General features: G+C 64.7%; 21 protein-coding genes. 18 read left to right on the top strand and 3 right to left on the bottom strand.

Annotated elements, in window-relative coordinates; translation table 11 throughout:
* Positions 1-69: 69 nt before the first annotated feature.
* The 12 genes from ACSYG9_RS21370 to ACSYG9_RS21425 all read left to right on the top strand — a co-directional run bounded on the left by ACSYG9_RS21370 (position 70) and on the right by ACSYG9_RS21425 (position 15,618).
* Positions 70-1,035: a bifunctional riboflavin kinase/FAD synthetase gene (locus ACSYG9_RS21370; protein WP_454839837.1), complete on the top strand. Its 966-nt coding sequence runs from the start codon at positions 70-72 to the stop codon at positions 1,033-1,035.
* Positions 1,036-1,166: 131 nt separating this feature from the next.
* Positions 1,167-1,436, top strand: a complete 270-nt coding sequence (rpsO, locus tag ACSYG9_RS21375) for a 30S ribosomal protein S15 (RefSeq protein ID WP_054806682.1) — start codon at positions 1,167-1,169, stop codon at positions 1,434-1,436.
* Positions 1,437-1,746: 310 nt separating this feature from the next.
* On the top strand, positions 1,747-4,047 hold the full coding sequence (locus tag ACSYG9_RS21380; RefSeq protein ID WP_440124374.1) for a polyribonucleotide nucleotidyltransferase: 2,301 nt from the start codon (positions 1,747-1,749) through the stop codon (positions 4,045-4,047).
* A gap of 349 nt (positions 4,048-4,396) precedes the next feature.
* Positions 4,397-5,548, top strand: coding sequence for a nitrate/nitrite transporter (locus tag ACSYG9_RS21385; protein ID WP_454839839.1), 1,152 nt, complete (start codon positions 4,397-4,399; stop codon positions 5,546-5,548).
* Complete coding sequence (locus tag ACSYG9_RS21390; RefSeq protein ID WP_440124376.1) at positions 5,545-9,243, top strand: nitrate reductase subunit alpha; 3,699 nt, start codon at positions 5,545-5,547, stop codon at positions 9,241-9,243. Before ACSYG9_RS21385 ends, ACSYG9_RS21390 begins: the two co-directional genes overlap by 4 nt.
* The gene (gene narH / locus ACSYG9_RS21395) at positions 9,243-10,916 is read left to right on the top strand and encodes a nitrate reductase subunit beta (RefSeq protein ID WP_454839841.1); all 1,674 of its coding nucleotides are present in this window, start codon (positions 9,243-9,245) and stop codon (positions 10,914-10,916) included. Before ACSYG9_RS21390 ends, narH begins: the two co-directional genes overlap by 1 nt.
* Entirely contained in the window at positions 10,913-11,605 is a 693-nt protein-coding gene (narJ, locus tag ACSYG9_RS21400) for a nitrate reductase molybdenum cofactor assembly chaperone (RefSeq protein WP_440124378.1), read from the top strand. Before narH ends, narJ begins: the two co-directional genes overlap by 4 nt.
* On the top strand, positions 11,602-12,333 hold the full coding sequence (narI, locus tag ACSYG9_RS21405) for a respiratory nitrate reductase subunit gamma (RefSeq protein WP_440124379.1): 732 nt from the start codon (positions 11,602-11,604) through the stop codon (positions 12,331-12,333). Before narJ ends, narI begins: the two co-directional genes overlap by 4 nt.
* Positions 12,334-12,460: 127 nt before the next feature.
* Complete coding sequence (locus ACSYG9_RS21410) at positions 12,461-13,795, top strand: insulinase family protein (RefSeq protein ID WP_440124380.1); 1,335 nt, start codon at positions 12,461-12,463, stop codon at positions 13,793-13,795.
* 86 nt (positions 13,796-13,881) lie between these two features.
* Positions 13,882-14,640, top strand: a complete 759-nt coding sequence (gene dapB / locus ACSYG9_RS21415) for a 4-hydroxy-tetrahydrodipicolinate reductase (RefSeq protein ID WP_440124381.1) — start codon at positions 13,882-13,884, stop codon at positions 14,638-14,640.
* A complete protein-coding gene (locus ACSYG9_RS21420) occupies positions 14,637-15,128 on the top strand; it encodes a hypothetical protein (RefSeq protein ID WP_440124382.1) in 492 nt (163 codons plus the stop codon). The genes dapB and ACSYG9_RS21420 overlap by 4 nt, the downstream gene beginning before the upstream one ends.
* Positions 15,129-15,150: 22 nt before the next feature.
* On the top strand, positions 15,151-15,618 hold the full coding sequence (locus ACSYG9_RS21425; RefSeq protein WP_440124383.1) for an NAD(P)H-dependent oxidoreductase: 468 nt from the start codon (positions 15,151-15,153) through the stop codon (positions 15,616-15,618).
* Positions 15,619-15,636: 18 nt separating this feature from the next.
* Here the strand turns inward: ACSYG9_RS21425 and ACSYG9_RS21430 are convergent, their stop codons facing one another.
* On the bottom strand, positions 15,637-16,077 hold the full coding sequence (locus tag ACSYG9_RS21430) for an SRPBCC family protein (protein WP_440124384.1): 441 nt from the start codon (positions 16,075-16,077) through the stop codon (positions 15,637-15,639).
* An 88-nt stretch (positions 16,078-16,165) separates the two neighbouring features.
* Positions 16,166-16,759: a toxin-antitoxin system HicB family antitoxin gene (locus tag ACSYG9_RS21435; RefSeq protein WP_440124385.1), complete on the bottom strand. Its 594-nt coding sequence runs from the start codon at positions 16,757-16,759 to the stop codon at positions 16,166-16,168.
* Positions 16,760-16,884: 125 nt separating this feature from the next.
* Between ACSYG9_RS21435 and thyX the strand changes: the two genes are divergently transcribed.
* From thyX to ACSYG9_RS21465, 6 genes are all read left to right on the top strand, one after another.
* Positions 16,885-17,634, top strand: coding sequence for an FAD-dependent thymidylate synthase (gene thyX / locus ACSYG9_RS21440; RefSeq protein WP_440124386.1), 750 nt, complete (start codon positions 16,885-16,887; stop codon positions 17,632-17,634).
* 71 nt (positions 17,635-17,705) lie between these two features.
* Positions 17,706-18,611 carry a 4-hydroxy-tetrahydrodipicolinate synthase gene (dapA, locus tag ACSYG9_RS21445; protein WP_440124387.1) on the top strand — a complete coding sequence of 302 codons (906 nt, stop codon included), beginning with the start codon at positions 17,706-17,708 and terminating at the stop codon, positions 18,609-18,611.
* A 95-nt stretch (positions 18,612-18,706) separates the two neighbouring features.
* The gene (locus tag ACSYG9_RS21450; protein WP_440127753.1) at positions 18,707-20,422 is read left to right on the top strand and encodes an RNase J family beta-CASP ribonuclease; all 1,716 of its coding nucleotides are present in this window, start codon (positions 18,707-18,709) and stop codon (positions 20,420-20,422) included.
* Positions 20,423-20,477: 55 nt separating this feature from the next.
* Positions 20,478-21,101, top strand: a complete 624-nt coding sequence (locus tag ACSYG9_RS21455) for a TIGR03085 family metal-binding protein (protein WP_440124388.1) — start codon at positions 20,478-20,480, stop codon at positions 21,099-21,101.
* Positions 21,102-21,218: 117 nt separating this feature from the next.
* A complete protein-coding gene (locus ACSYG9_RS21460; RefSeq protein ID WP_440124389.1) occupies positions 21,219-24,008 on the top strand; it encodes a DNA translocase FtsK in 2,790 nt (929 codons plus the stop codon).
* 194 nt (positions 24,009-24,202) lie between these two features.
* A complete protein-coding gene (locus ACSYG9_RS21465) occupies positions 24,203-25,228 on the top strand; it encodes a TerC/Alx family metal homeostasis membrane protein (protein ID WP_440124390.1) in 1,026 nt (341 codons plus the stop codon).
* Here the strand turns inward: ACSYG9_RS21465 and ACSYG9_RS21470 are convergent.
* On the bottom strand, positions 25,218-25,502 hold the full coding sequence (locus ACSYG9_RS21470) for a YciI family protein (protein ID WP_440124391.1): 285 nt from the start codon (positions 25,500-25,502) through the stop codon (positions 25,218-25,220). The genes ACSYG9_RS21465 and ACSYG9_RS21470 overlap by 11 nt on opposite strands.
* Between the last annotated feature and the right edge of the window lie 14 nt (positions 25,503-25,516).

Genomic DNA, 25,516 nt, shown 5'->3' on the forward strand with positions numbered 1-25,516 from the left:
CATTCCGGATTGTCCAGCGGGGCCGAGGGCGAGGATGCCGGCCCGTACATGGGGTCGTAGGCTTCCGATGTGCAGAGATGGCGAGGTCTGGACGAGATACCTGCGGACTGGGGTCGGTGCGTGGTCACGATCGGCGTGTTCGACGGCGTGCATCGGGGTCACCAGCAACTGATCACCCGTGCGGTGAAATCAGCGAAGGAGCGGGGCATCGCCAGCGTGTTGATGACCTTCGACCCGCACCCGATGGAAGTGGTTCGTCCTGGGAGCCATCCGGCCCAGCTGACCACTTTGGCCCGGCGGGCCGAACTCGCCGAAGAACTCGGCGTCGACGTGTTCTGCGTGATGCCCTTCACCCCCGAGTTCATGAAACTCTCGCCCGAGCGTTACGCCCGAGAGATTCTCGTCGAGCGGTTGCATGTCGCCGAGGTGGTCGTGGGGGAGAATTTCACCTTCGGCAAGAAGGCCGCGGGAACCGTGGAGATGCTCCGTGGCATAGGCGAACGATTCGGTTTCGCGGTGGACGGGCAGACCCTGCTCGCCGAACATGCGGTGACGTTCTCGTCGACCTACATCCGTTCGTGTGTCGATGCGGGCGACATGACCGCCGCTACCGACGCGCTCGGCCGCCCTCACCGTGTGGAGGGTGTCGTTGTGCACGGCGACGGACGCGGCCGGGGGCTCGGGTTCCCCACGGCGAACATCGCGCCCCCGATGTATGCCGCCATCCCCGCGGACGGTGTCTACGCCGCATGGTTCACAGTCCTCGATTCGGGATCTCCCGTGGACGGCCTCGAGGCCGGCCTGCGCTACCGTGCCGCGGTGTCGGTGGGGACGAATCCCACCTTCTCGGGCCGTAATCGCACGGTCGAGGCGTTCGTGCTCGATGCTGATGCCGATCTCTACGGGCAGCACGTGGCTGTCGACTTCGTCGAGCGGCTCCGTGGCATGGAGAAGTTCGATTCCGTCGAGGCGCTCATCTCGGCGATGCATCGAGACGCGGATCGAGCTCGTGACCTTCTGGCCGGCGAAGCGTAGGCCGGCAGTCAAGCACCAGATGAACATCTGGTAATCTCGTCCGTCGGTGTGTGCTGCGGTTCGCGGCGGCCGCACCACCGGGTTCCGGCCCGTTGTTCATCACGCGGACATCAGTGATCAGGAGTAGAACAGTGGCATTGACCACCGAGCAGAAGAAGCAGATCCTCGGCGAGTACGGTCTCCACGAGACCGACACCGGTTCGCCGGAGGCGCAGGTGGCGATGCTCACCAAGCGCATCACCGATCTGACCGAGCACCTGAAGCAGCACAAGCACGACCACCACTCCCGCCGCGGCCTGCTGCTGCTGGTCGGTCGTCGTCGCCGTCTGCTCAAGTACGTCGAGAAGGTCGACGTCGCGCGTTACCGCGCGCTCATCCAGCGTCTGGGCCTGCGTCGCTGACGCAGTCCGGAAGCGACACGATCTGCATTCGCTGATCTTTTCCGATAGCCAACGGGGTACCCCTTAGACTGGGCCTCGTTGGCTATCGGTGTATGCGCCGGAATTGCCGGCGCAGCACATCGCCGCCGACGGCGATGATCCGTACGCACCGACGGTGTCGGTCTTCGGTAGTGACCCTTCGGCCGCACGAGAAGTGCCGGCGGGTTTCGATCGACGACCGCCTCCGTGAGTCGGTGCGCAGCCGTGGCCAAGGGGGCCAGGCGCCCGCGTGGGTACGGCGAAGACGAAGAGGGAAGAGAAGATTTCACAGATGACCAGTAACACCGCAGTCGAGGTCGACGAGGGCGTATTCGAATCCGTCGCCACGCTCGACAACGGGTCCTTCGGCACCCGCACCATTCGATTCGAGACCGGACGCCTTGCTCAGCAGGCCGCCGGCTCCGTCGTCGCATACCTCGACGACGAAACCATGCTGCTGTCGGCCACGAGCGCCTCGAAGCAGCCCAAGGAGCATTTCGACTTCTTCCCGCTGACGGTGGACGTCGAAGAACGTATGTACGCAGCGGGCCGCATCCCCGGCTCGTTCTTCCGTCGTGAGGGCCGCCCCTCGACCGACGCGATCCTCACCTGCCGCCTCATCGACCGGCCGCTGCGTCCGTCGTTCGTCGACGGCCTGCGCAACGAGATCCAGGTCGTGGTCACGGTCCTGAGCCTGAACCCGAACGACCTCTACGACGTCGTCGCGATCAACGCGGCCTCGGCATCCACTCAGATCGCGGGTCTGCCGTTCTCCGGTCCGGTCGGTGGCGTGCGCGTCGCACTCATCACGTCCGAGGAGAACAAGGCCGGCCAGTGGGTGGCGTTCCCGACCGTCGAGCAGCTCGAGAACGCCGTGTTCGACATGGTCGTCGCCGGCCGCATCGTCGGCGGAGGGGACAACCCGGATTCCGCCGATGTCGCCATCATGATGGTCGAGGCGGAGGCCACCGACAAGGTGATAGCACTCGTCGAGGGCGGCGCGCAGGCGCCCACCGAGACGGTCGTCGCCGCGGGGCTCGAAGCGGCGAAGCCGTTCATCGCGCGCCTGTGTATCGCTCAGCAGCAGCTCGCCGCTGCCGCGGCGAAGCCGACCGGTGATTTCCCGTTGTACCCCGCATACCAGGACGACGTGTACGCCGCGGTCGAGGCCGCTGCGTCCGCCAAGCTTGCCGAGGCTCTCACGATCGCCGGTAAGCAGGAGCGCGACGACCGCACCGATGAGGTCAAGGTCGAGATCCTCGAGCAGGTCGCACCGTCGTTCGAAGGTCGCGAGAAGGAGATCGGCGCAGCATTCCGCTCGCTGACCAAGAAACTCGTGCGCCAGCGCATCCTCCGCGATCAGTTCCGCATCGACGGCCGCGGCATCACCGACATTCGCGCGCTGTCTGCCGAGGTCGCCATCGTTCCGCGCGCCCACGGTTCCGCACTGTTCGAGCGCGGCGAAACCCAGATCATGGGTGTCACCACCCTCGACATGGTCAAGATGGCGCAGCAGGTCGACTCGCTCGGTCCTGAGACGACCAAGCGCTACATGCACCACTACAACTTCCCGCCGTACTCGACCGGTGAGACCGGCCGGGTCGGTTCGCCGAAGCGTCGCGAGATCGGCCACGGCGCACTTGCCGAGCGCGCCCTCATTCCGGTGCTTCCGAGCCAGGAAGAGTTCCCGTACGCGATCCGGCAGGTGTCCGAAGCCCTGAGCTCCAACGGCTCTACGTCGATGGGCTCGGTATGCGCATCGACGCTGTCGCTGCTCAACGCAGGTGTGCCCCTCAAGGCGCCGGTTGCAGGCATCGCGATGGGTCTGGTCTCCGACGAGATCGAGCTCGAGGACGGCAGCCGCGAGACCCGGTACGTCGCCCTCACCGACATCCTCGGTGCCGAGGACGCATTCGGTGACATGGACTTCAAGGTCGCGGGTACGAAGGACTTCGTCACGGCGCTCCAGCTCGACACGAAGCTCGACGGCATCCCGTCGCAGGTCCTTGCCGGTGCGCTCTCGCAGGCGCACGACGCCCGCGCCACGATTCTCGAAGTCATGGCCGAGGCGATCGACACCCCCGACGAGATGAGCGCGTTCGCGCCGCGTATCACGACCATCAAGGTCCCCGTGGACAAGATCGGTGAGGTCATCGGCCCCAAGGGCAAGATGATCAATTCGATCACCGAAGAGACCGGCGCCAACATCTCGATCGAGGATGACGGCACCGTCTATGTCGGTGCCGCAGATGGCCCGTCCGCGCAGGCTGCGATCGACAAGATCAACGCCATCGCGAATCCGCAGCTGCCCAAGGTCGGCGAGCGGTTCCTGGGCACCGTGGTCAAGACCACGGCGTTCGGGGCGTTCGTCTCCCTGCTGCCCGGCCGCGACGGTCTGGTACACATCAGCAAGCTGGGTAACGGCAAGCGCATCGCCAAGGTCGAGGACGTCGTGAGCGTTGGATCCAAGATCCGCGTCGAGATCGCCGACATCGACAACCGCGGCAAGATCAGCCTGATCCCCGTCGAGGAGGAAGCCGCTGCTGAGCCGGCCGCCGCCGGAGAGGCCGCCACCGAGGCTGCCGAATCCTGATTTCTCGCACACACGCCCGCGTGTGGTTCTCCCGCTAGAGGAGAACTGCCCGCGGGCGGTGTCGTATCCGCTCGACGTATCCTCGGAGAAAGTCCCTGTGAGCAGGGGGCTTTCGATCCACTGGCACCTTATGCGGTCCACATCCGCGACAGCCAGGGTCTTTCGTACTCGGGTTCGAACTCACAAACTGCGACCGTTGTAACGTTTACCCAAACATGCGCGCGAGTTCTCCTCGGAGTGGTTACCTGAGGGGGTGAACACGGTTGCAGCGACTGGCATCGGGGCACGACCCGGGTTCAACTTGGCACTGGCCACCTGGGTATCTGCCATAAACTTCTGGGCCTGGAACATGATCGGCCCTCTGTCCACCACCTATGCGGGCGACATGTCCCTCAGTAGTAGTGAGGCGTCGATGCTCGTCGCGACGCCCATTCTCGTGGGATCGCTCGGCAGAATCGCCGTCGGACCACTCACCGACCGGTACGGCGGTCGGTTCATGTTCATCCTCGTCACCGTCGCCTCCATCATCCCGGTGCTCGCGGTCGGTTTCGCGGGTGAAGCCGGGTCTTATCCACTGCTCCTGGTATTCGGGTTCTTCCTCGGCATCGCGGGCACGATATTCGCTGTCGGGATCCCGTTTGCGAACAGCTGGTACGACGCTTCCCGCCGAGGATTCGCAACCGGTGTGTTCGGCGCGGGCATGGTCGGTACCGCTCTGTCCGCGTTCTTCACTCCGCGATTCGTCGGCTGGTTCGGGACAATCACCACTCACGTGATCATCGCGATCGCACTCGCACTCACAGCGGTGCTGTGTGTCGTAGTGATGAGGAACTCACCGACCTTCACCCCGAACACCGACAAGGTCACTCCGAAGCTGATCGCGGCCTGCAAACTCCGCGTGACGTGGGAGATGTCGTTCCTCTACGCCATCGTCTTCGGCGGTTTCGTTGCGTTCAGCAACTACCTGCCCACGTACATCAAGACGATCTACGATTTCTCGGCTGTCGACGCGGGAACGAGAACGGCAGGGTTCGCGGTCGCCGCAGTGATCGCTCGGCCCATCGGCGGTGCACTCTCCGACCGGATTCCGCCGAAATACGTTGTGCTCGCCTCACTCGCAGGTACCGCGGTCACGGCGTTCATCGCTACCCTCAAGCCTCCGCCGGACGTCTGGTCGGCCACCGACTTCATCACGATGGCGATCTTCCTGGGGATCGGCACCGGCGGCGTCTTCGCGTGGGTTGCGCGGCGGTCACCGGCGAAGTCGGTCGGTAGCGTCACCGGAATCGTTGCTGCTGCAGGTGGTTTGGGCGGATACTTCCCACCGCTGGTAATGGGTGCGACGTACGACCCCGTCGACAACGACTACACGGTCGGCCTGCTACTGCTCGTCGCGACGGCCTTGGTCGCGCTGGTCTACACCGCACTGAAACTGAAAACACGTGAACCGACGACCGATGCGGCAGTCGGCGCACCACAGCCACAGGAGGAATCGAAGTGACCACTGAGAAGACCGGTACGGGCGGACCGCTCGAGGATCTCCTGGTTCGAAGTGGTCGATTCTTCACTCCCGGAACGGGTTCCGATGACGGCCGTACGGTCACCCGCCAGGGTGGCCGTGAAGGCGATGTGTTCTATCGCGATCGCTGGAGCCACGACAAGGTGGTTCGTTCCACCCACGGAGTCAACTGCACCGGTTCATGCTCGTGGAAGATCTACGTCAAAGACGGAATCATCACCTGGGAGACCCAGGAGACGGACTACCCGTCGGTCGGCCCCGACCGTCCCGAGTACGAACCTCGAGGATGTCCCCGGGGTGCCGCGTTCTCGTGGTACACGTACTCACCGACCCGGGTGCGGTATCCCTACGCGCGTGGTGTCCTCGTCGAGATGTATCGCGAGGCCAAACAGCGTCTCGGCGATCCGGTCCTCGCGTGGGCCGACATCCAGAACGACCCAGAGCGGCGCGCGCGCTACCAACGGGCCCGCGGCAAGGGCGGTCTCGTGCGCGTGACGTGGAACGAGGCCACCGAGATGATCGCGGCTGCGCACGTGCACACGATCAAGGAGTACGGGCCCGACCGCATCGCCGGTTTCTCGCCGATCCCGGCGATGTCGATGGTGTCGTTTGCGGCGGGTTCGCGATTCATCGAACTGCTCGGCGGCGTCATGACCTCGTTCTACGACTGGTATGCCGACCTTCCCGTTGCATCTCCGCAGGTGTTCGGTGATCAGACGGACGTGCCCGAATCCGGCGACTGGTGGGACGCCGCGTACCTCATGATGTGGGGCTCGAATGTTCCCGTGACCCGGACACCGGACGCGCACTGGATGGCGGAGGTCCGCTACCGCGGTACGAAGGTCGTCTCGATCAGCCCCGATTACGCCGACAACACCAAATTCGCCGACGAGTGGATGCCGTGTGCGGCAGGGACGGACGGCGCCCTCGCGATGTCGATGGGCCATGTGCTGCTCAACGAGTTCTACGTACAGCAGCGGGTCCCGTTCTTCGTCGACTACGTGCGGCAGTACACGGATCTGCCGTTCCTGGTGAAGCTCGAGGATCGCGACGGCGCGCTCGTTCCGGGTAAGAACCTCACCGCGGCCGACCTCGGTCACGAGGTCGAGAACGCCGCGTTCAAGCCGGTCCTGCTCGATGGCGCCACCGATACCGTCGTCGCGCCGAATGGCTCTCTGGGGCACCGATACGGTGACGAGGGCGTCGGTAAATGGAATCTGGACCTCGGCGGCCTCGTACCGACGTTGACGGTCGCTCCGGCCGGCGGCGCAGCGGGGGAGACCGCCGCGGTGCATCTGCCGAGCTTCGATTCGATCGACGGGCACGGTGAGAGCATCCAACGCGGTGTCCCTGTGCGAAGGGTCGGAGAACACCTCGTGTGCACGGTGTTCGATCTCATGCTCGCGCAGTACGGCGTGAACAGGCCCGGCCTGGATCTGCCCGGGCAGTGGCCCAGCGGATACGACGATGCCGACTCGCTCTACACGCCGGCATGGCAGGAAGCGATCACCGGAGTCTCTGCAGAGCAAGCCATCCGGATCGCGAAAGAGTTCGCGCGCAACGCCGAGGAATCGAACGGGCGCTCGATGATCATCATGGGCGCGGGTATCTGCCAATGGTTCCACGGCGACGCCACCTACCGCGCTGTGCTCGCGTTGCTGTTGCTCACCGGGTCGATGGGCCGCAATGGCGGAGGCTGGGCACACTACGTCGGTCAGGAGAAGTGCCGTCCTGTTACCGGGTGGGCGGCGATGGCGATGGGTACCGACTGGAGTCGGCCCCCGCGGCAGATGGCGGGTACCTCGTACTGGTATGTGCACACCGACCAGTGGCGCTACGACGGCTACCGCGCAGACGCATTGGCGAGCCCGCTCGGGCGCGGCCGATTCCGTGACAAGCACACAATGGATGTGATGGCTTCCGCCGTCGCGATGGGATGGACTCCGTTCTACCCACAGTTCGACCGGAACAATCTCGACGTCGCAGACGAGGCGCGTGCAGCAGGCAAAGAGATTCCGGCGTACGTCGCGGAGCAATTGGCGAGCGGGGATCTGAAACTCTCGGTCACCGATCCCGACAACCCGAAGAACTGGCCCCGCGTCCTGAGCGTGTGGCGCTCGAACCTGCTCGGCTCCTCAAGCAAGGGCAACGAATATTTCCTGCAGCATCTGCTCGGAACAGACTCGAACCTGCAGGGTGACTCCACCACCGACGGCCTGCGACCGAAGGAGGTGACGTGGACCGACGCAGTGCCCGAGGGCAAGCTCGACATGCTGATGTCGATCGACTTCCGCATGACGTCCACCACGCTGTTCTCGGACGTCGTACTGCCCGCTGCGACATGGTACGAGAAGGGCGACCTGTCGAGCACCGACATGCACCCGTACATCCACGCGTTCAGTCCGGCAATCGACCCGCCCTGGGAAACACGGTCGGATTACGAAGCATTCGGCGCCATCGCGAAGGCCTTCAGTGCACAAGCGCGTACGCACCTCGGTACTCGCACCGATGTCGTGATGGGCACGCTCCAGCACGACACCCCGGGAGCGATGGCCTTCCCGTCCGGTACCGAGAACGATTGGCGCAAGACCGGTGAGGTTCCGGTTCCGGGAAAGACGATGGGCCCGCTCGTGGTCGTCGAACGTGACTACGCCGCTGTGGCGGACAAGTGGTCCACACTCGGCCCTCTCGTGGACAAACTGGGGCTGACCACCAAGGGGGTGACCACGCATCCGACCGAGGAGGTCGCCGAGCTCGCCGCGAAGTTCGGTGTGATGAACACCGGAGCCGGTGCTGGGCGCCCGGCCATCACCACCGCGGAACGGATGGCCGATGTGATCCTGTCGCTCTCCGGGACCTCCAACGGCCGGCTGGCGGTCGAGGGATTCAGGGAACTCGAGAGGCGTACCGGCAGACGTCTCGTTCATCTGGCCGAGGGCAGCGAAGAGCGCAGGATCACCTACGCAGACACCCAGGCCAGGCCCGTTCCGGTGATCACCAGCCCCGAATGGTCCGGCAGCGAGACCGGTGGCAGGCGTTACGCTCCGTTCACCGTGAACATCGAGGAACTCAAACCGTTCCACACCCTCACCGGTCGCATGCACTTCTATCTCGATCACGACTGGATCGAAGAGGTCGGGGAGCAATTACCGACCTACCGGCCGCCGCTGGACATGTCGAGACTGTTCGGGGCGTCCGCCATCGGGACGACGGACGGAGTCGGCCTGACGGTGCGATATCTGACCCCGCACTCCAAGTGGTCGATCCACTCCGAATACCAGGACAACCTGTTCATGCTGTCACTGTCGCGTGGCGGCCCGACGATGTGGATGAGCCCCGCCGATGCAGCGAAGATCTCGGTCCGGGACAACGATTGGGTCGAGGCCGTCAACCGCAACGGGGTGGTGGTGTGCCGCGCGATCGTCTCGCACCGTATGCCCGAAGGAGTCGTGTACGTCTATCACGCCCAGGAGCGCACGATCGACGTCCCTCTGACCGAGACCACCGGCAAGCGCGGCGGTATCCACAACTCGATCACGAGGATTCTCATCAAACCGACACACATGGCGGGCGGTTACGCGCAGACGTCGTACGCCTTCAACTATCTCGGGCCCACCGGGAATCAACGCGACGAAGTGACGGTGGTCCGCCGCCGTAGCCAGGAGGTGACGTACTGATGAAGGTCATGGCGCAAATGGCGATGGTGATGAACCTCGACAAGTGCATCGGGTGCCACACCTGTTCGGTGACCTGCAAGCAGGCGTGGACAAATCGGTCGGGCACCGAGTACGTGTGGTTCAACAACGTCGAAACCCGTCCGGGACAAGGGTATCCGCGCCGGTACGAGGATCAGGAGAAGTGGCGGGGCGGTTGGGTCCGCGACAAGAAGGGCCGACTGCGCCTGCGCGACGGCGGGCGCCTCCACAAGCTCAGCCGCATCTTCTCCAACCCGAAGATGCCGTCGATCGACGACTACTACGAGCCGTGGACCTACGACTACGAGAACCTCACCACCGCGCCCCTGGGCAACGACATCCCTGTGGCGCCCCCGCGCAGCCTCATCAGCGGCAAACCGATGAAGGTGGAATGGTCGGCGAACTGGGACGACGACCTCGGTGGTTCCCCCGAGATCGTGCCGCAGGACCCGATCCTGCAGAAAGTCAACGAGGAGGTCAGACTTCAGCTCGAAGAGACCTTCATGTTCTACCTCCCGCGAATCTGCGAGCACTGCCTGAACCCGTCGTGCGTTGCGTCCTGCCCGTCGGGTGCGATCTACAAGCGCAGCGAAGACGGGATCGTGCTCGTCGACCAGGACCGCTGCCGCGGCTGGCGGATGTGTGTCTCGGGCTGCCCTTACAAGAAGGTGTATTTCAACCACAAGACCGGCAAGGCCGAGAAGTGCACATTCTGCTACCCGCGGATCGAGGTCGGGTTGCCGACGGTGTGCGCGGAGACCTGCGTCGGCCGGCTCCGATACATCGGTCTGGTGCTCTACGACGTCGACAAGGTGCTCGAAGCCGCATCGGTCCCGGACGACAAGGATCTGTACGAGGCGCAACGGCAGCTCATCCTCGACCCGAACGATCCGGAAGTCGTTGCCGGTGCACGGGCCGAAGGGATCTCCGACGAGTGGATCACCGCAGCGCAGCGATCACCGATCCACGCGCTGATCAACAAGTACAAGGTGGCGTTGCCGCTGCATCCGGAATACCGGACCATGCCGATGGTCTGGTACATCCCACCGCTTTCGCCGGTCGTCGACGCGGTCAGCCGCGACGGCCATGACGGTGAGGATCTCGGAAATCTCTTCGGGGCACTCGAATCGCTCAGGATTCCGGTCCGGTACCTCGCGGAGCTGTTCACAGCGGGCGACACCAACGTGGTCGAGGGTGTGTTGCACCGGCTCTCGGCGATGCGCTCGTACATGCGTGACGTCAACCTCGGACGCGACACCCAACCCCACATCCCGAAGGCGGTGGGCATGACCGAGGAAGAGATCTACGAGATGTACCGGCTGCTTGCTCTCGCCAAGTACGACGAGCGCTACGTCATTCCGACCGCGTACGCAGCCGAGGGACACAAACTCGAGGAGACCGCGACAGACTGCTCGTTATCGTTCGACGGCGGACCGGGTATGTACGAATCGGGGCCGTTCGGTGAGTCCAGCGGGGGGCCGGTGCCGGTCGCCGTCGAGACCTTCCACGCGCTCGAGCAGCGACAGACGACGGAGGGTATGGCCGCGAATGCGAGCCGTCCGTCGCGGGTGAACCTACTCAACTGGGACGGTAAGGGCGTGCCGGCAGGCATTTTCCCGGATCAGCACCGCGATGAAATGGAGGAGAACCGATGAAACTGCTGCGCCGCCCCGCGCGACGAGACTCGGCGGCGATTCGGTTGCAGCACCGTGCGATCCGGCAGGCGGCGTCGTTGCTGCTCGCCTATCCGGACGAGCGGACGCCGGGCCGCCTCGTGACCGTCGGCGCCCTGCTCGACCACATCACCGGGCCTGAACGCGACGCCCTGGACCGTACTGCGTCGTATCTTCACGCGACCGATCCCCTCGTGGTGGCACGCCACTACGTCGAGACGTTCGATATGCGCCGCCGGTCGACGATGTATCTGACCTACTGGACCGGAGGCGACACACGGAACCGAGGCGCGGAGATCCACGCCTTCGCGCGTGCCTACCGTGACGCGGGAGTCGAGCCGCCCGGCGGGGAGGCCCCCGACCACCTACCTGTGGTGCTCGAATTCGCCGCGACGGTGAATCCGGAGACGGGGGAGCAGTTGCTCGCGGCGCACAGAGCGCCGCTGGATGTGCTGCACACCGCGCTCGTCGAATGCGGATCGCCGTACGCCGACACCCTGACCGCGGTGTGTGCCACGCTTCCTCCCGTCACAGATCAGGAGGTGCAACGAGCTCGTCACCTGGCAGAGACAGGGCCCCCGGCAGAGGCGATCGGATTGCAACCGTTCACTCTCACAGTGCCGCCGCGCCGCGACGGTAGTCCAGCTCGAGAAGGAGATCGACCGGCATGAGCGCGGGCGAGATTTTCTGGGACATCGTGCCGTACGTGGCCCTCGCCATGATTGTCGTCGGCACGTGGTGGCGATACCGATACGACAAGTTCGGGTGGACCACCCGATCGTCACAGCTGTATGAGAGCCGGTTGTTGCGGATCGGCAGTCCGCTCTTCCACTTCGGCATGCTCGTGGTGATCCTCGGACACGTCATCGGACTGCTGATCCCGGAGTCCTGGACGGAAGCCGTCGGTATCAGCGAGCACATGTACCACTGGGGCGCCGCGATTCCGGGCGTCATCGCGGGTGTCGCGACGCTGATCGGCGTGGCCCTACTGGTCTACCGTCGGCGCACCAGAGGTCCCGTCTTCAGCGCGACCACCCTCAACGACAAGCTCATGTATCTGGTGTTGGTTGCCGCGATCGTCGCCGGGCTGGCCACGACGATGATCGGCGCGTTCGAGGGCAACGAGGCACACAACTACCGCGAGACGGTGTCTCCGTGGTTCCGGTCGATCTGGATACTGCAGCCCCGGGGCGATCTGATGGCAGAGGCACCGCTCTCGTTCCACATCCACGTGATGATTGCGCTGGTGTTGTTCGCCATCTGGCCGTTCACGCGCCTCGTCCACGCTTTCAGCGCGCCTTTCGCGTATCTGTTCCGTCCCTACATCGTCTACCGCGGGCGTGACGAAGCGTCGAAGGACCAGCTGGTCGGATCCCAGCCTCGACGTCGAGGCTGGTGACGAGAACGCAGCAGTGGTTGTCGACGGCAACACCGTGGTAGTCGCGTGTAGTGTGTGGTGTTCCGTGCCTTGAACACAGCTCTCACCACAGGCGAATCACCGACAGCGCAGGACCGTAGAACAACCCATGGCCACAACCTTCGATTCTCTTTCATTCGACACCCCGTCGGCTGTCGCGGACACCGGCGTACGGCGCACTGTTCTGCCAGGCGGCGTGCGAGTCGTCACCGAACATGTGCCCGGTGTGCGATCGGCAGCAGTGGGTGTGTGGGTGGGTGTCGGCTCCCGCGACGAGCAGCCCTCGGTTGCGGGAGCTGCTCATTTTCTCGAGCACCTGCTGTTCAAGGCGACTCCCACGCGCACAGCTCTCGACATTGCCGAACTCGTCGACGGGATCGGTGGCGAGCTCAACGCATTCACCAGCAAGGAACACACCTGCTTCTACGCGCACGTACTCGACGACGATCTGCCGATCGCCGTCGATGTCGTCGCGGACGTGGTGTTGCGCGGTAGGTGCCGCAGCGTCGACGTCGATGTCGAGCGCCAGGTGGTGCTCGAGGAGATCGCCATCCGCGACGACGACCCCGAGGATCTGCTCGGCGATGCTCTGTTGACTGCGCTCTACGGTGATCATCCCGTGGGCCGTCCGATCATCGGTTCGCCGGAATCGATCGAATCGATGACCCGCAACCAGTTGCACTCGTTCCACGTGCGCCGATACACGCCGCAGCGGATGGTGGTCGCGGTGGCGGGCAACGTCGATCATGCACACACGGTCGAACTCGTCCGCAGGGCATTCGCAGGCCATCTCGATGAGTCGGCTCAGGCGGCACCGCGTCGCGAAGGAACATTGCGGTTGCGCACCGCACCCAGTTTGAGCATCACCGATCAGGACAACGAGCAGGCGCACTTGAGCCTCGGCGTCCGCGCGTTCGGCAGACACGATCCTCGACGTTGGGCGCTGTCGGTCCTCAACACTGCGGTCGGAGGGGGTCTGAGCTCGCGGTTGTTCCAGGAGGTGCGGGAGAAGCGAGGGCTGGCGTACTCGGTCTACTCGGGTGTCGACACGTTCGCGGACACGGGTGCATTCTCGACATATGTCGGGTGCCAGCCCGAAAACCTCGGCGACGTCGCCTCGGTGGTGCGTGAAGTCCTCACCGAGGTTGCCGAGCACGGCATCAGCGACGCGGAGTGTGCGCGCGCGAAAGGGTCGCTGCGGGGCGGACTCGTCCTCGGACTCGAGGACACCGGCGCCCGGATGCATCGGATCGGGCGTAGCGAACTCAGCTACGGGCGGCATTGGGGGATCACCGAGACGCTGGAGCGCATCGCCACCGTCAGCACCGAGCAGGTGCGTGAGGTCGCCGGTGAAGTGCTCCGGCGTCCCTATGCGGCGGCAGTCGTGGGGCCCTATCGGCGACCGCGCGACCTCCCGGCGTCCGTGCGCAGTGTCGTGGCCTGAGTTCGCGACTCATCCCGCCAACTCGGCGATCGTGCCGGTTGCGTAGGCTTTCTTCGAGAATGCGGCGACGGGAAGGGCGTGGATCGGTGGCGGACAAGACAGGTCTTCGGGTAGGGGTCCTCGGGGCGAAGGGCAAGGTGGGTCAGGCCATCTGCGACGCAGTGGATGCCGCAGCCGGGCTCGAACTGGCCGCGACGGTCGACAAGGGCGACGACCTCGATTCATTCGTCACGTCCGGAACCCAGGTCGTCGTCGACTTCACCCATCCCGACGTTGTCATGGGCAATCTGCAATTCCTGATCGAGAACGGTATTCATGCCGTTGTCGGCACCACCGGATTCGACGACGCACGCCTCGAACAGGTCCGGGAATGGCTCGACGCGAAACCCGACGTCGGGGTGCTCATCGCACCCAACTTCGCGATCGGCGCGGTGCTGTCCATGCGATTCGCGCAGGCCGCCGCACGCTTCTTCGATTCCGTCGAGGTCATCGAACTCCACCACCCGAACAAGGCCGACGCGCCGTCCGGTACGGCGTACCGCACCGCCCGGTTGATCGCCGAAGCTCGTGACGCGGCCGGGGTGGGTCGCAGCCCGGATGCCACCAGCACCGAACTGGACGGGGCGCGCGGTGCGGACGTCGACGGCGTGCGGGTGCATTCGGTGCGCTTGGCTGGTCTGGTTGCTCACCAGGAAGTGCTGCTCGGCACACAGGGTGAGACGCTCACGATCCGGCACGACTCGATCGATCGGTCGTCCTTCGCTCCGGGTGTGCTTCTCGGCGTCCGCGAGATCGGTTCTCGTCCGGGGCTCACCGTCGGAATCGACCCCCTGCTCGACCTGTGAGTTCGTCGGCGTCCGCCGGTCGCGACGTGGCGAAGGTGGTCCTCCTGATCGCCTTCATCGTCGCGGCGCTCGCGTTCTATTTCGTGAGACTGGGGCACACCGGAATCGCACTGATCACGAGCGGGGAGGCGGTGTCGATCGTATTCGGAATCGGCGTGTTCCTGCTCCCGTTGGTGGGTGTGTGGATCGTGTACGCGACGCTGCGTGCGGGGTTGGACCACCAGCGACTGTCCCGTCGCATCCACGAAGAAGGCCTCGACCTCGATGTCAGCGGCCTTCCGCGGATGGCCTCGGGACGGATCGAGCGCGACGCTGCGGACGAGCTGTTCCAGTCGGTGAAAGCGGAGTGGGAATCCGATCCCGACAACTGGCGTAACTCGTATCGCCTCGCCCGTGCGTACGATTTCGCAGGCGATCGCAGCCGGGCGCGCGAGACGATGAAACGCGCCGTGGCCCTGGAGAAATCCGAGCGCGACGGTGAGGCGTAGCGGCCCGCCGTAGTCTGCGGGCATGACCGAAGAGAATTCTCGCACCTTGCTCGTGGTCCACCACACCCCGTCGCCGTTCATGCAGGCCATGTTCGAAGCAGTGCTGGCAGGCGCGACCGACCCCGAGATCGAAGGTGTGACCGTGGTCCGGCGGCCTGCGCTCACCGTCTCGCCGATCGACATGCTCGAAGCGGACGGTTATCTGCTCGGCACACCTGCCAACCTGGGGTACATCAGCGGTGCGCTCAAACACGCGTTCGACGTCTGCTACTACCCGTGCCTCGATTCGACGCGTGGCAGGCCTTATGGGTTGTACCTTCACGGCAACGAGGGCACGGAAGGTGCCGAGCGCGCCGTCGACAGCATCACGACGGGGCTCGGCTGGGTCAAGGCCACCGACTACGTTGTCGCGTCGGGTAAGCCGAGCAAGAGTGATCTCGAGGCCTGCTGGGAACTCGGTGCGACCGTCGCCGCTCAACTGATGGATTGAGCGCGACGGCCGGGCTCGCTACCGGAAGTTCTTCTCCACGAATTTCGTCAGGCCCTTGCCTGCGGTCTCGATCGCGGTCTTCTCCGCACGGCGCACGAGGAATCCGGGCACCGGGATCTTGGGATCGATGGTGAGACTGAAGTCGACCTTGGTCCCGTTGTCGGTTGCGGTGAGCGTGTAGGCGCCGTCCTGCACATTCTGCTGCGTGCTCTCCACAAGGGTCCATGACATCGACTCGTTGCCGTTCCACGAGTAGTCGACGACCTGCTCGTCGGTGATGCCGATGATCGACACGGTCATGCGGACGCGGTGAGGCCTGCCGTCGGGGTGGGTGCTCTCGATCGTCACGGACTTGTGCGTCGACGACCATTCGGGGAGTCGCTCGACTGCTGCGATACCCGCCATCACCTGCTCCGGTGTCGCCTTGATCTCGAAGCTTCTGGTGCTGCTGACGGCCATGACCACTCCACCCCTCGGGTCCGCAACTCCGCGGACTGTGCCTTCGCGTGCGACGGAAATCTACCGCACGAGGATGCGTGGACAGGGCTCAGTCTGTGTGGGGCTTGTCCGGACCGTCCGCGGTGTCGTCGCTGCCGGTATCGGCTGACGCAGGTTTCTCGGTGTCGACCGGTGCTTCGGACGGGGTCTCGGGCGCAGAGGGTGCGGTGGTGGGTTTGCCAGTGGGCCAGCGCCATTCGTCGGCACGCCGCTGATAGCGCATCTGCTCGCGCAGCGCTCCCTGGACGGCTTGCCCCACCCATGAATTGAGAGAGACCCCGCTCTGCGCCGCAGCCTCCTCTGCGCGGGTCTTGATCTGCTCGACGAGTCGCAAGGTGACGCGGCTGATGTCGCCGGTCATCTCTTCGAACGTCGGGGGAGTGTCCTCGGCTTCGGGTGTGGGGCCGTCGTGGACCTCGATGACGGCCTCGGCTCCGTCGAGGCGGACGGTGACCCTGCGGTCGCCGAGGTGTTCGGACACCTCGGAGGCCAGATCGGACAGCGCGCTCAGGACTGCGAGACGGGCGGGGGCGGCAATGGCGGTGGCGAGGGCAGAGGCGATGCGTCGAGTCTGCTCGTCGCCGAGCTCTGCCGCGTTCCGTACGGAATCGGCGATGGCGTCGGTGTAGGTGTCGATATTCATGACGTCAGTGTGACGCCAACTATGACGTCGGTCAACTGTCATGAGTGATGTCGTGCGGGAGATTCGCAAGACCGGACGTTAAGGTCGTGCTGACTATCCGTGCGGAACCGTGGAGGGAGACGGGCATGGCGCCGATCGGACTGAAGGTCAGGCTCATCGCCAAGACGGAGTTCCTGCCGCCCGAGGACGTGCCATGGAGTACCGATGCCGACGGCGGGGAAGCGCTCGTCGAGTTCGCCGGCCGCGCGTGCTATCAGAGCTGGTCGAAGCCGAACCCCCGGACTGCCACCAACAGCGGGTACCTCAACCACCTTCTCGCCGTCGGCCACGATTCGGTGCTCGAACATGCGACGGTCACCTTCTACATCACCGGTATCTCCCGGTCGTGCACGCACGAACTGATCCGGCATCGACACTTCTCTTTCTCGCAGCTCTCTCAACGGTTCGTCCCGGGTGGGGATGCACCGGTTGTCATCCCCCCTGCCATCGAGGGAGACCACGAGCTCGAAGCCTTGTTCTTTCGCGCCGCAGAACGCAGCCGCGACGCGTACGTCGAACTCATCGACAGGCTCGACGAGAAGCTGGCGTACCTCCCACCCGGACCTCTGCGGGCCAAGCAGGTCCGTGAAGCCGCGAGAGCCGTCCTGCCGAACGCCACCGAAACCCGGATCGTGGTGACCGGCAACTATCGGTCGTGGCGGCACTTCGTGGCAATGCGCGCCACCGAGCATGCCGACGTCGAGATCAGGAGACTCGCCGTGGAATGTCTGCGGCAACTCGCGGCGGCGGCACCGAACGCCTTCTGCGACTTCACGATCAACACGCTCTCCGATGGCACCGAAGTTGCCTCGGGGGGCTTCCAGATCGACGGCTGAAAGCGCTGCCTGCCCGTGTCGTACACGAGCCGTGTTCCGGGTGGCAGCTTCTACGCGGTAGCCTTCTGACCATGACCAACGGTGATTCCGCAACTGCTGTCGAGCTTCCGTTCGGCACCATCGCAACAGCGATGGTGACCCCGTTCACTGCCGAGGGCAAGCTCGATATCGATGCGGGTGTTCGCCTCGCGACCTATCTCGTAGAGGGGGGATGCGACGCACTGGTTCTCGCCGGCACCACCGGCGAATCGCCCACCACCACCGAGAACGAGAAGATCGAACTGATGCGGGCCGTGCTCGCCGCTGTCGGCGACCGCGCGAAGATCATCGCGGGCGCAGGAAGCAACGACACCGCCCACAGCGTCGAGCTCGCCCGCGACGCCGCTCGTGCTGGGGCCCACGGCCTGCTCGTCGTCACCCCGTACTACTCCCGGCCGCCGCAGGCCGGCCTCTACGCGCATTTCGTTGCGGTGGCCGATGCCACCGATCTTCCGGTCATGATCTACGACATTCCGCCACGCTCGGTCGTCCCGGTCGAAACGGAGACTCTGCGCCTGCTGGCGGAACATCCACGCATCGTCGCGGTCAAGGACGCCAAGGGTGACCTCAACGCCGGTGCAGAATTGATCGGCACCACCGACCTGAAGTTCTATTCGGGCGACGACCCGCTGAATCTGCCGTGGCTCTCCGTCGGTGCGGTTGGCTTCGTGAGCGTCATCGGACACCTGGTTCCCGGACGCCTACGCGAACTGCACGCCGCTTTCGTCGAAGGCGACCTCGAACTCGCACGGAAGATCAACCTGTCCTTGATCCCCATCTACCGTGCGGTCGCGCGGCTCGGTGGGGTGAGCGCCTCCAAGGCCGGCTTACGGTTGATGGGAATCGATGTCGGGGAACCACGCCTACCGCAAGTTGCCCCGGTGACCGCTCAGATCGACGCGCTGGCCGCAGATCTGCACGCAGCGGGGGTGCTGTGATGAGCCGTCCCAATCGTGGCCGTGGTCGCGCGACCCGCAACGCCGGGCCCCCGACGTCCAAGCCCACCCGCCGCGTCAGCCAGAACTCCGCCGCAATGAAGCGTCCGGACCCGAGACCTACGACGGACCCCACTGCGCGCCTCGGCACCCCGCCGAAAGCTCCGAAGACCGGTTTGCGCGTCGTCGCGCTCGGTGGCATCGGAGAGATCGGCCGCAACATGACGGTGTTCGAGCACCAGGGTCGTCTTCTCATCGTCGACTGTGGTGTCCTCTTCCCCGAGGACCAGCAGCCGGGCGTCGACCTGATCCTCCCCGACTTCCGGTACATCGAAGATCGGATGGACGACATCGAAGCGGTCGTCCTGACCCACGGTCACGAAGACCACATCGGCGCACTGCCGTTCCTGCTGCGACTGCGTCCGGATATTCCGGTCGTGGGTTCGAAGTTCACGCTCGCGCTTGTTTCCGCCAAGTGTCGCGAGCACCGGCTGCGCCCGAACCTCACCGAGGTCACCGAAGGGGAGCGGACCACCCACGGACCGTTCGAGTGCGAGTACTTCGCCGTCAATCACTCGATCCCGGATGCGATCGCGGTGGCGATCCACACTTCGGCCGGCGTCGTGCTGCATACCGGAGACATCAAGCTCGACCAGCTGCCGCTCGACAACCGGCTCACCGATCTCGCCGGGTTCTCACGTCTCGGCGACGAGGGCGTCGACCTGTTCCTCGTCGACTCCACCAACGCCGAGGTTCCCGGGTTCGTGACCCCGGAACGCGAGATCGGCGGCGTGCTCGACAATGTCATCGGCAAAGCGAAGAACCGTGTCATTGTCGCGTCGTTCGCGAGTCATGTTCACCGAATCCAGCAGGTCGTCGACGTTGCGCATCGCTACAACCGGCGGGTCGCGTTCGTCGGGCGTTCGATGGTGCGCAACATGCAGATCGCGCAGGATCTCGGTTACCTCAACGTGCCGGACGGCCTCGAGGTCAACATCGACACAGCGGCTTCGCTACCGGACGATCGGCTCGTGCTGGTCTCGACGGGTTCCCAGGGCGAGCCGTTGTCAGCCCTCTCGCGAATGGCGCGCGGCGAACACCGCCAGATCAACGTCAAGGAAAACGACCTCGTGGTCCTTGCGTCGTCGCTGATCCCTGGCAATGAGAACTCGGTGTTCGCAGTAGTGAACGGGCTCGCGAAGCGCGGCGCCACTGTCGTCACGCAGCAGAACGCGAAAGTGCACGTCTCGGGCCACGCCTCGGCCGGTGAGCTGTTGTACCTGTACAACGCGGTGCGACCCACCAATGCGATGCCGGTGCACGGCGAGTGGCGGCACCTCCGTGCCAATGCGGCGCTCGCGGAAGCGACCGGTGTGCCGAAGGAGCGGATCGTGCTCGCGGAGGACGGCGTTGTCGTCGACATGGTCGACGGACTCGCGGAGATCGTCGGCCGGGTACCGGTCGGCCATGTGTACGTCGACGGCCTCTCCGTCGGCGACGTGGGCGAGTCCACCCTGTCGGACCGGTTGATCCTCGGAGAAGGCGGCTTCATCTCCATTTCCGTCGCCGTCGATGCCACGACCGGTCGTGCGGTGAGCGCACCGGAGGTCTCGGGGCGAGGGTTCTCCGACGATCCGACTGCGCTCAACGAAGCAGCGCAACTGGTGGACAAGGCACTCAACGAACTCGCCTCGGAAGGCGTGACCGAAACTCACCGCATCGCGCAGGGCATCCGTCGTGTCGTCGGTCGGTGGGTTGCCGACACATACCGGCGTCGGCCGATGATCGTTCCCACGGTCATCGCGGTCTCCTGAGACACACGCCGGGATCGGTGGTGCCGTCGGGCGAGTTGCTCGTTAGAGTGGCGGAATGAGCCTTGCTCGACGTGAACGGCACGCCTTGGTCAAGACGATGTCGGAGGTCGGTCCGGAAGCCCGGACGCTTTGTGGTGACTGGACGACACGCGACCTCGCGGCGCATCTGCTGGTGCGCGAACGCCGCATCGATACGATGCCCGGAATCATGATCCCGGCGTTCGCAGCGCACACAGAGAAGGTCCGCCGCGAGGTGACCGACCGTCAGTGGGCGCACCTGCTCGCCGACATCGATTCCGGGCCTCCCAAATGGTCGCCCCTATATCTCGTCGACTCGGTGGCGAATGCCACCGAGATGTTCGTGCACCACGAGGACGTGCGACGGAGCGTTCCGGGATGGGAACCGCGTCCCCTGCCTGCGGACGATGAGGATCAACTCTGGAAGTATGCGCGGACCATCGGTCGCACAAGCTACGGAGGCAGCGACATCACCGTCGTGTTCGAGCGCCCGGGCGGTGAGCGAGTGACCGTGCGCAAGCGAGGGCCGCGCACCGTCGTATTGAGCGGACGGCCGTCCGAATTGCTTCTTCACGCGTTCGGGCGCGACGAGGTGCGCCTCGAACAAGAGGGGGCCGAGGTGGATATCGCTGAGCTCGCAGGTTCGAGAAGGGGGCTCTGAGCAGCACGTATCGCCGCCGGGGAGTAACCTTCCGGTTCCGTGCTGTGACCAGTGCCGCCGTGTGGGCCCCGTGTTGCTGATGGTTCGCCAGTGGCCCATGCGGCTACCCTGGCGGATATGGCAGGAAAGTCGGGTAGCCGCGCATCGTCCGCTGCGACCTCTCGGTCGCGGTCGGGTACGCGCGCGTCGACCTCATCCGGTCGAGCGGAGGCTGCCGCCACCAGATCGACCTCGTCTGCGAGAACACCCGCCGCGCGTTCCGCGAAGGGATCGACTGCGAAGAAATCGGCGCCGAGGAAACCGGCCGCGAAATCCTCGAGTTCCAAGTCGCCCGGCAAACGTCAGCCTCAGGCTTCCGGTGCGCGTGCCTCGTCCGCGGCGCGTCGAACCCCCGCGAGGCGCCCGAGGGGAGGTTCCGCCGCGCCACCTCGCCGAGCATCGGGAGGACTGCTCACAGCGATCGGCAAGAGCGTCGGTGCCACCTGGTTCATGATCGCCCGTGGACTCGGTGCCACCACGCGGACGATGGGACGTGCGACCGATATCGAACATGGTCACCGTCGTGACGGAATCGCACTCGGTCTCGTCGCGTTCGCGGTGGTTGTCGCAGGTTCCGTGTGGTTCGGCGTAGGCGGACCGGTCGGTGAATGGATCGAAACCGGAGTACGGGCGGTCACGGGCGGGGCGAGTGCCGTATTACCTCTCGTCGCCGTCGGTGTGGCGGTGGTTCTCATGCGGACCGAACCCTGGCCCGAAGCTCGCCCACGCCTGGTACTCGGGTCGCTGCTCGTCGCGCTCCCTGCGCTGGGACTCTGGCACATCGCGTCCGGCTCACCCACCGACGCCGACGGGCGCTCGGAGGGCGCGGGCTTCGTGGGTGCAGCCGTCGGCGGTCCGGTCACCGCCGGCCTGACGGTGTGGTTGTCGGTACCGTTGATGTTGATGGCCATGGGTTTCGGGATCCTGCTGATCACCGGCACCACGATCCGTGAACTACCCGAACTCTTCCGCGATTTCTTCGGCCTGCCCTACCGCGATGACGACGGGTACGGGCATTACGACGAGTACGGCGCATACGACCCCGAGCACGACGGCTACTCAGACCATCTCAATCCCTTGCTCCACGAGGACGACACCGAGAAACCGCGGTCGCGCCGTCGTCGGACCCCCAGCGAGAACTACCCGACCGACGAGTTCGACGGCGACGCACGCACCGAGGTCCTGCCGCTGTGGGACGAGCCGGACACGTCGACGGCGCCCGAGCCGGAACCGGAGCCGGAAGCTCCGAAACCGCGAGCCCGCGCCAAGCCGAAGGCGTCCACAGCCGCGGCGGTGGTGCCGACGCCCGCCCCGCCGGAGCCCGCTTCCGACGTCATGGAGCCCCTCGTTCCGGACCGGGTCGTCGAGGGCGACTACACACTCCCGTCCCTGTCCCTGTTGATGGAGGGTGACCCGCCCAAGACTCGCTCGGCGGCCAACGATCAGATGATCGAGGCGATCACCGAGGTCCTGGAGCAGTTCAAGATCGACGCGGCGGTCACCGGTTTCACCCGAGGCCCGACCGTCACGCGATACGAGGTCGAACTCGGGCCCGGTGTGAAGGTCGAGAAGATCACTGCCCTCGCACGCAACATCGCGTACGCAGTCGCGACCGACAACGTCCGGTTGCTCGCACCGATTCCCGGGAAGTCCGCGGTCGGCATCGAGGTACCCAATTCCGATCGCGAACTCGTACGCCTGTCCGACGTGCTGGGGGCTGCCTCCACTCGGCGCGATCACCATCCGCTCGTCATCGGTCTGGGCAAGGACATCGAAGGCGACTTCGTCTCCGCAAACCTTGCGAAGATGCCGCACCTCCTTGTGGCAGGTTCCACCGGCTCCGGAAAGTCCAGTTTCGTCAACTCCATGCTGGTGTCGCTGCTCATTCGTGCGACACCGGAAGAAGTGCGAATGATCCTCATCGACCCGAAGATGGTCGAACTGACGCCGTACGAGGGTATTCCACACCTGATCACACCGATCATCACGCAGCCGAAGAAGGCTGCAGCCGCCCTGGCGTGGCTTGTCGAAGAGATGGAGCAGCGCTACCAGGACATGCAGGCCAACCGGGTACGGCACATCGACGACTTCAATGCGAAGGTGAAGTCGGGTGAGATCACCGCGCCGCTGGGCAGTGAGCGTGTCTACCGCCCGTATCCGTACATTCTGGCCATTGTCGACGAGCTCGCGGACCTCATGATGACCGCGCCGCGCGACGTCGAGGACGCGATCGTGCGGATCACTCAGAAGGCTCGTGCCGCCGGTATCCACCTCGTGCTGGCCACCCAGCGGCCATCCGTCGACGTCGTGACCGGCCTGATCAAGACGAACGTGCCCTCACGACTCGCGTTCGCGACGAGCTCGCTGACCGACTCGAGGGTCATCCTCGATCAGCCCGGCGCCGAGAAGCTCATCGGTATGGGCGACGGACTCTTCCTGCCGATGGGTGCAGGCAAACCGATCCGTATGCAGGGCGCGTTCATCACCGACGAGGAGATCTCGGCGGTGGTCGAGTTCTCGAAAACCCAGGCCGAGCCCGAGTACAACGAGGGCGTCACGGTTCCGAAGGCCGGCGAGAAGAAGGATGTCGATCCCGACATCGGCGACGACCTCGATGTGTTCCTGCAGGCGGTCGAACTCGTGGTCACGAGTCAGTTCGGATCGACCTCGATGCTGCAGCGCAAACTCCGCGTCGGGTTCGCGAAGGCCGGCCGTTTGATGGATCTCATGGAGACCCGAGGCGTGGTGGGACCGAGCGAAGGAAGCAAGGCTCGTGAGGTACTCGTCAAGCCGGATGAACTCGACGGTCTGCTCTATTCGATCCGGGGCGGTGGCGATGCGGCCGAAGGTGACGCCGGCGGCATGTGACGTGTCGCGGCGTGCGCCGCGTAGAAGATGTGGCACAATCGTGACAGCTGTGGAGGGGAGTATCCCCTTATTCGCGGCAGTCTCGTCAACACGTTCGGCACCGCTGTCGCTCCGGGACTGCCGGTCCGGGATTCGTTCCCGGGCGGGAGAGACCTCCGGCAGGTACGCATACCTACCGGAAGGCCGAGGTGCATATGCACGTCACATTGACGACCTGGTTGATCACGATCGCAGTGATCATCGGGCTGTTCGTCTTCGATTTCTTCGCTCACGTCCGCAAACCACACGCGCCGACCCTGCGGGAATCCGGTTTCTGGTCCGCGGTGTTCATCGCCATCGCGATCGTCTTCGGTGTCGTCGTGTTCTTGGTGTGGGGGCCGACGTACGGCGGCGAGTACTTCGCCGGCTACATCACCGAGAAGGCGCTGTCGGTCGACAACCTCTTCGTCTTCGTCATCCTCATGGCGACCTTCGCGGTACCGCGTGAATTTCAGCAGAAGGTCCTCACGATCGGGATCGTGCTGGCGCTGGTGATGCGCGGCATCTTCATCGCGGTCGGAGCAGCCGCGATCAACGCCTACAGCTGGGTGTTCTACCTGTTCGGATTCTTCCTGATCTACACGGCCGTCAAGCTCATCCGCGACCACGGCGATGAAACCGAGAGTGTGTCCGAGAACAAGATGGTCGTTCTCGCCCGCAAGTTCCTGCCGGTCCACGACGAATACGACGGCGACAAGCTGGTTACCCGCATCGACGGCAAGAAGATGGTCACCCCGATGCTGCTCGCGTTGCTCGCGATCGGCTTCACCGACATCCTCTTCGCGCTCGATTCGATCCCCGCGATCTACGGACTGACCAGCGAGCCGTACCTGGTGTTCACTGCCAACGCCTTCGCTCTGATGGGGCTACGTCAGCTGTTCTTCCTCATCGGTGGTTTGCTCGAGCGCCTTGTCTTTCTCTCGTACGGCCTATCGGTGATTCTCGGCTTCATCGGCGTCAAGCTGATCCTCCACGCGCTGCACGAGAACACACTCGGATTCATCAACGGTGGCGAACACGTGATGGTCCCGGAGATCTCGACTGCAGTGTCGCTGATCGTGATCGTCGGGGTGCTCATCGTCACCACGGTCGCGAGCTTGATCAAGTCTCGAAACGACGACAAGAGGCAGGACGACGAGCCCGGTGACAACACGACCGGGGCGAAGGGTCTCAGTCGTTGAACACACCCATCACCGGATTCCAGCCGGTGATCCGGACGGCGTCGATCAGCGTCAGCTGAGCGAACGGATCCTGCGCCATCAGGTCGTGCGCTGATGCCTCGTCGGCGACGTCGATGAGGATCAGCGCGCCGGAACCGTCGGCCCACGGCCCAGTCGCCCGCACCGTGCCTTTCTCGACCAGATCTCCGAGCCAGGCACGGTGCTTCGGGCGGTGCTCGTCGCGGGCTGCGGTGGTGGCATCGGAGTAGGTGTATTCGACAGCGAACAGGGCCATGGGTTCTCACTTCC

The sequence above is a fragment of the Rhodococcus sp. SJ-2 genome (genome assembly GCF_053750035.1).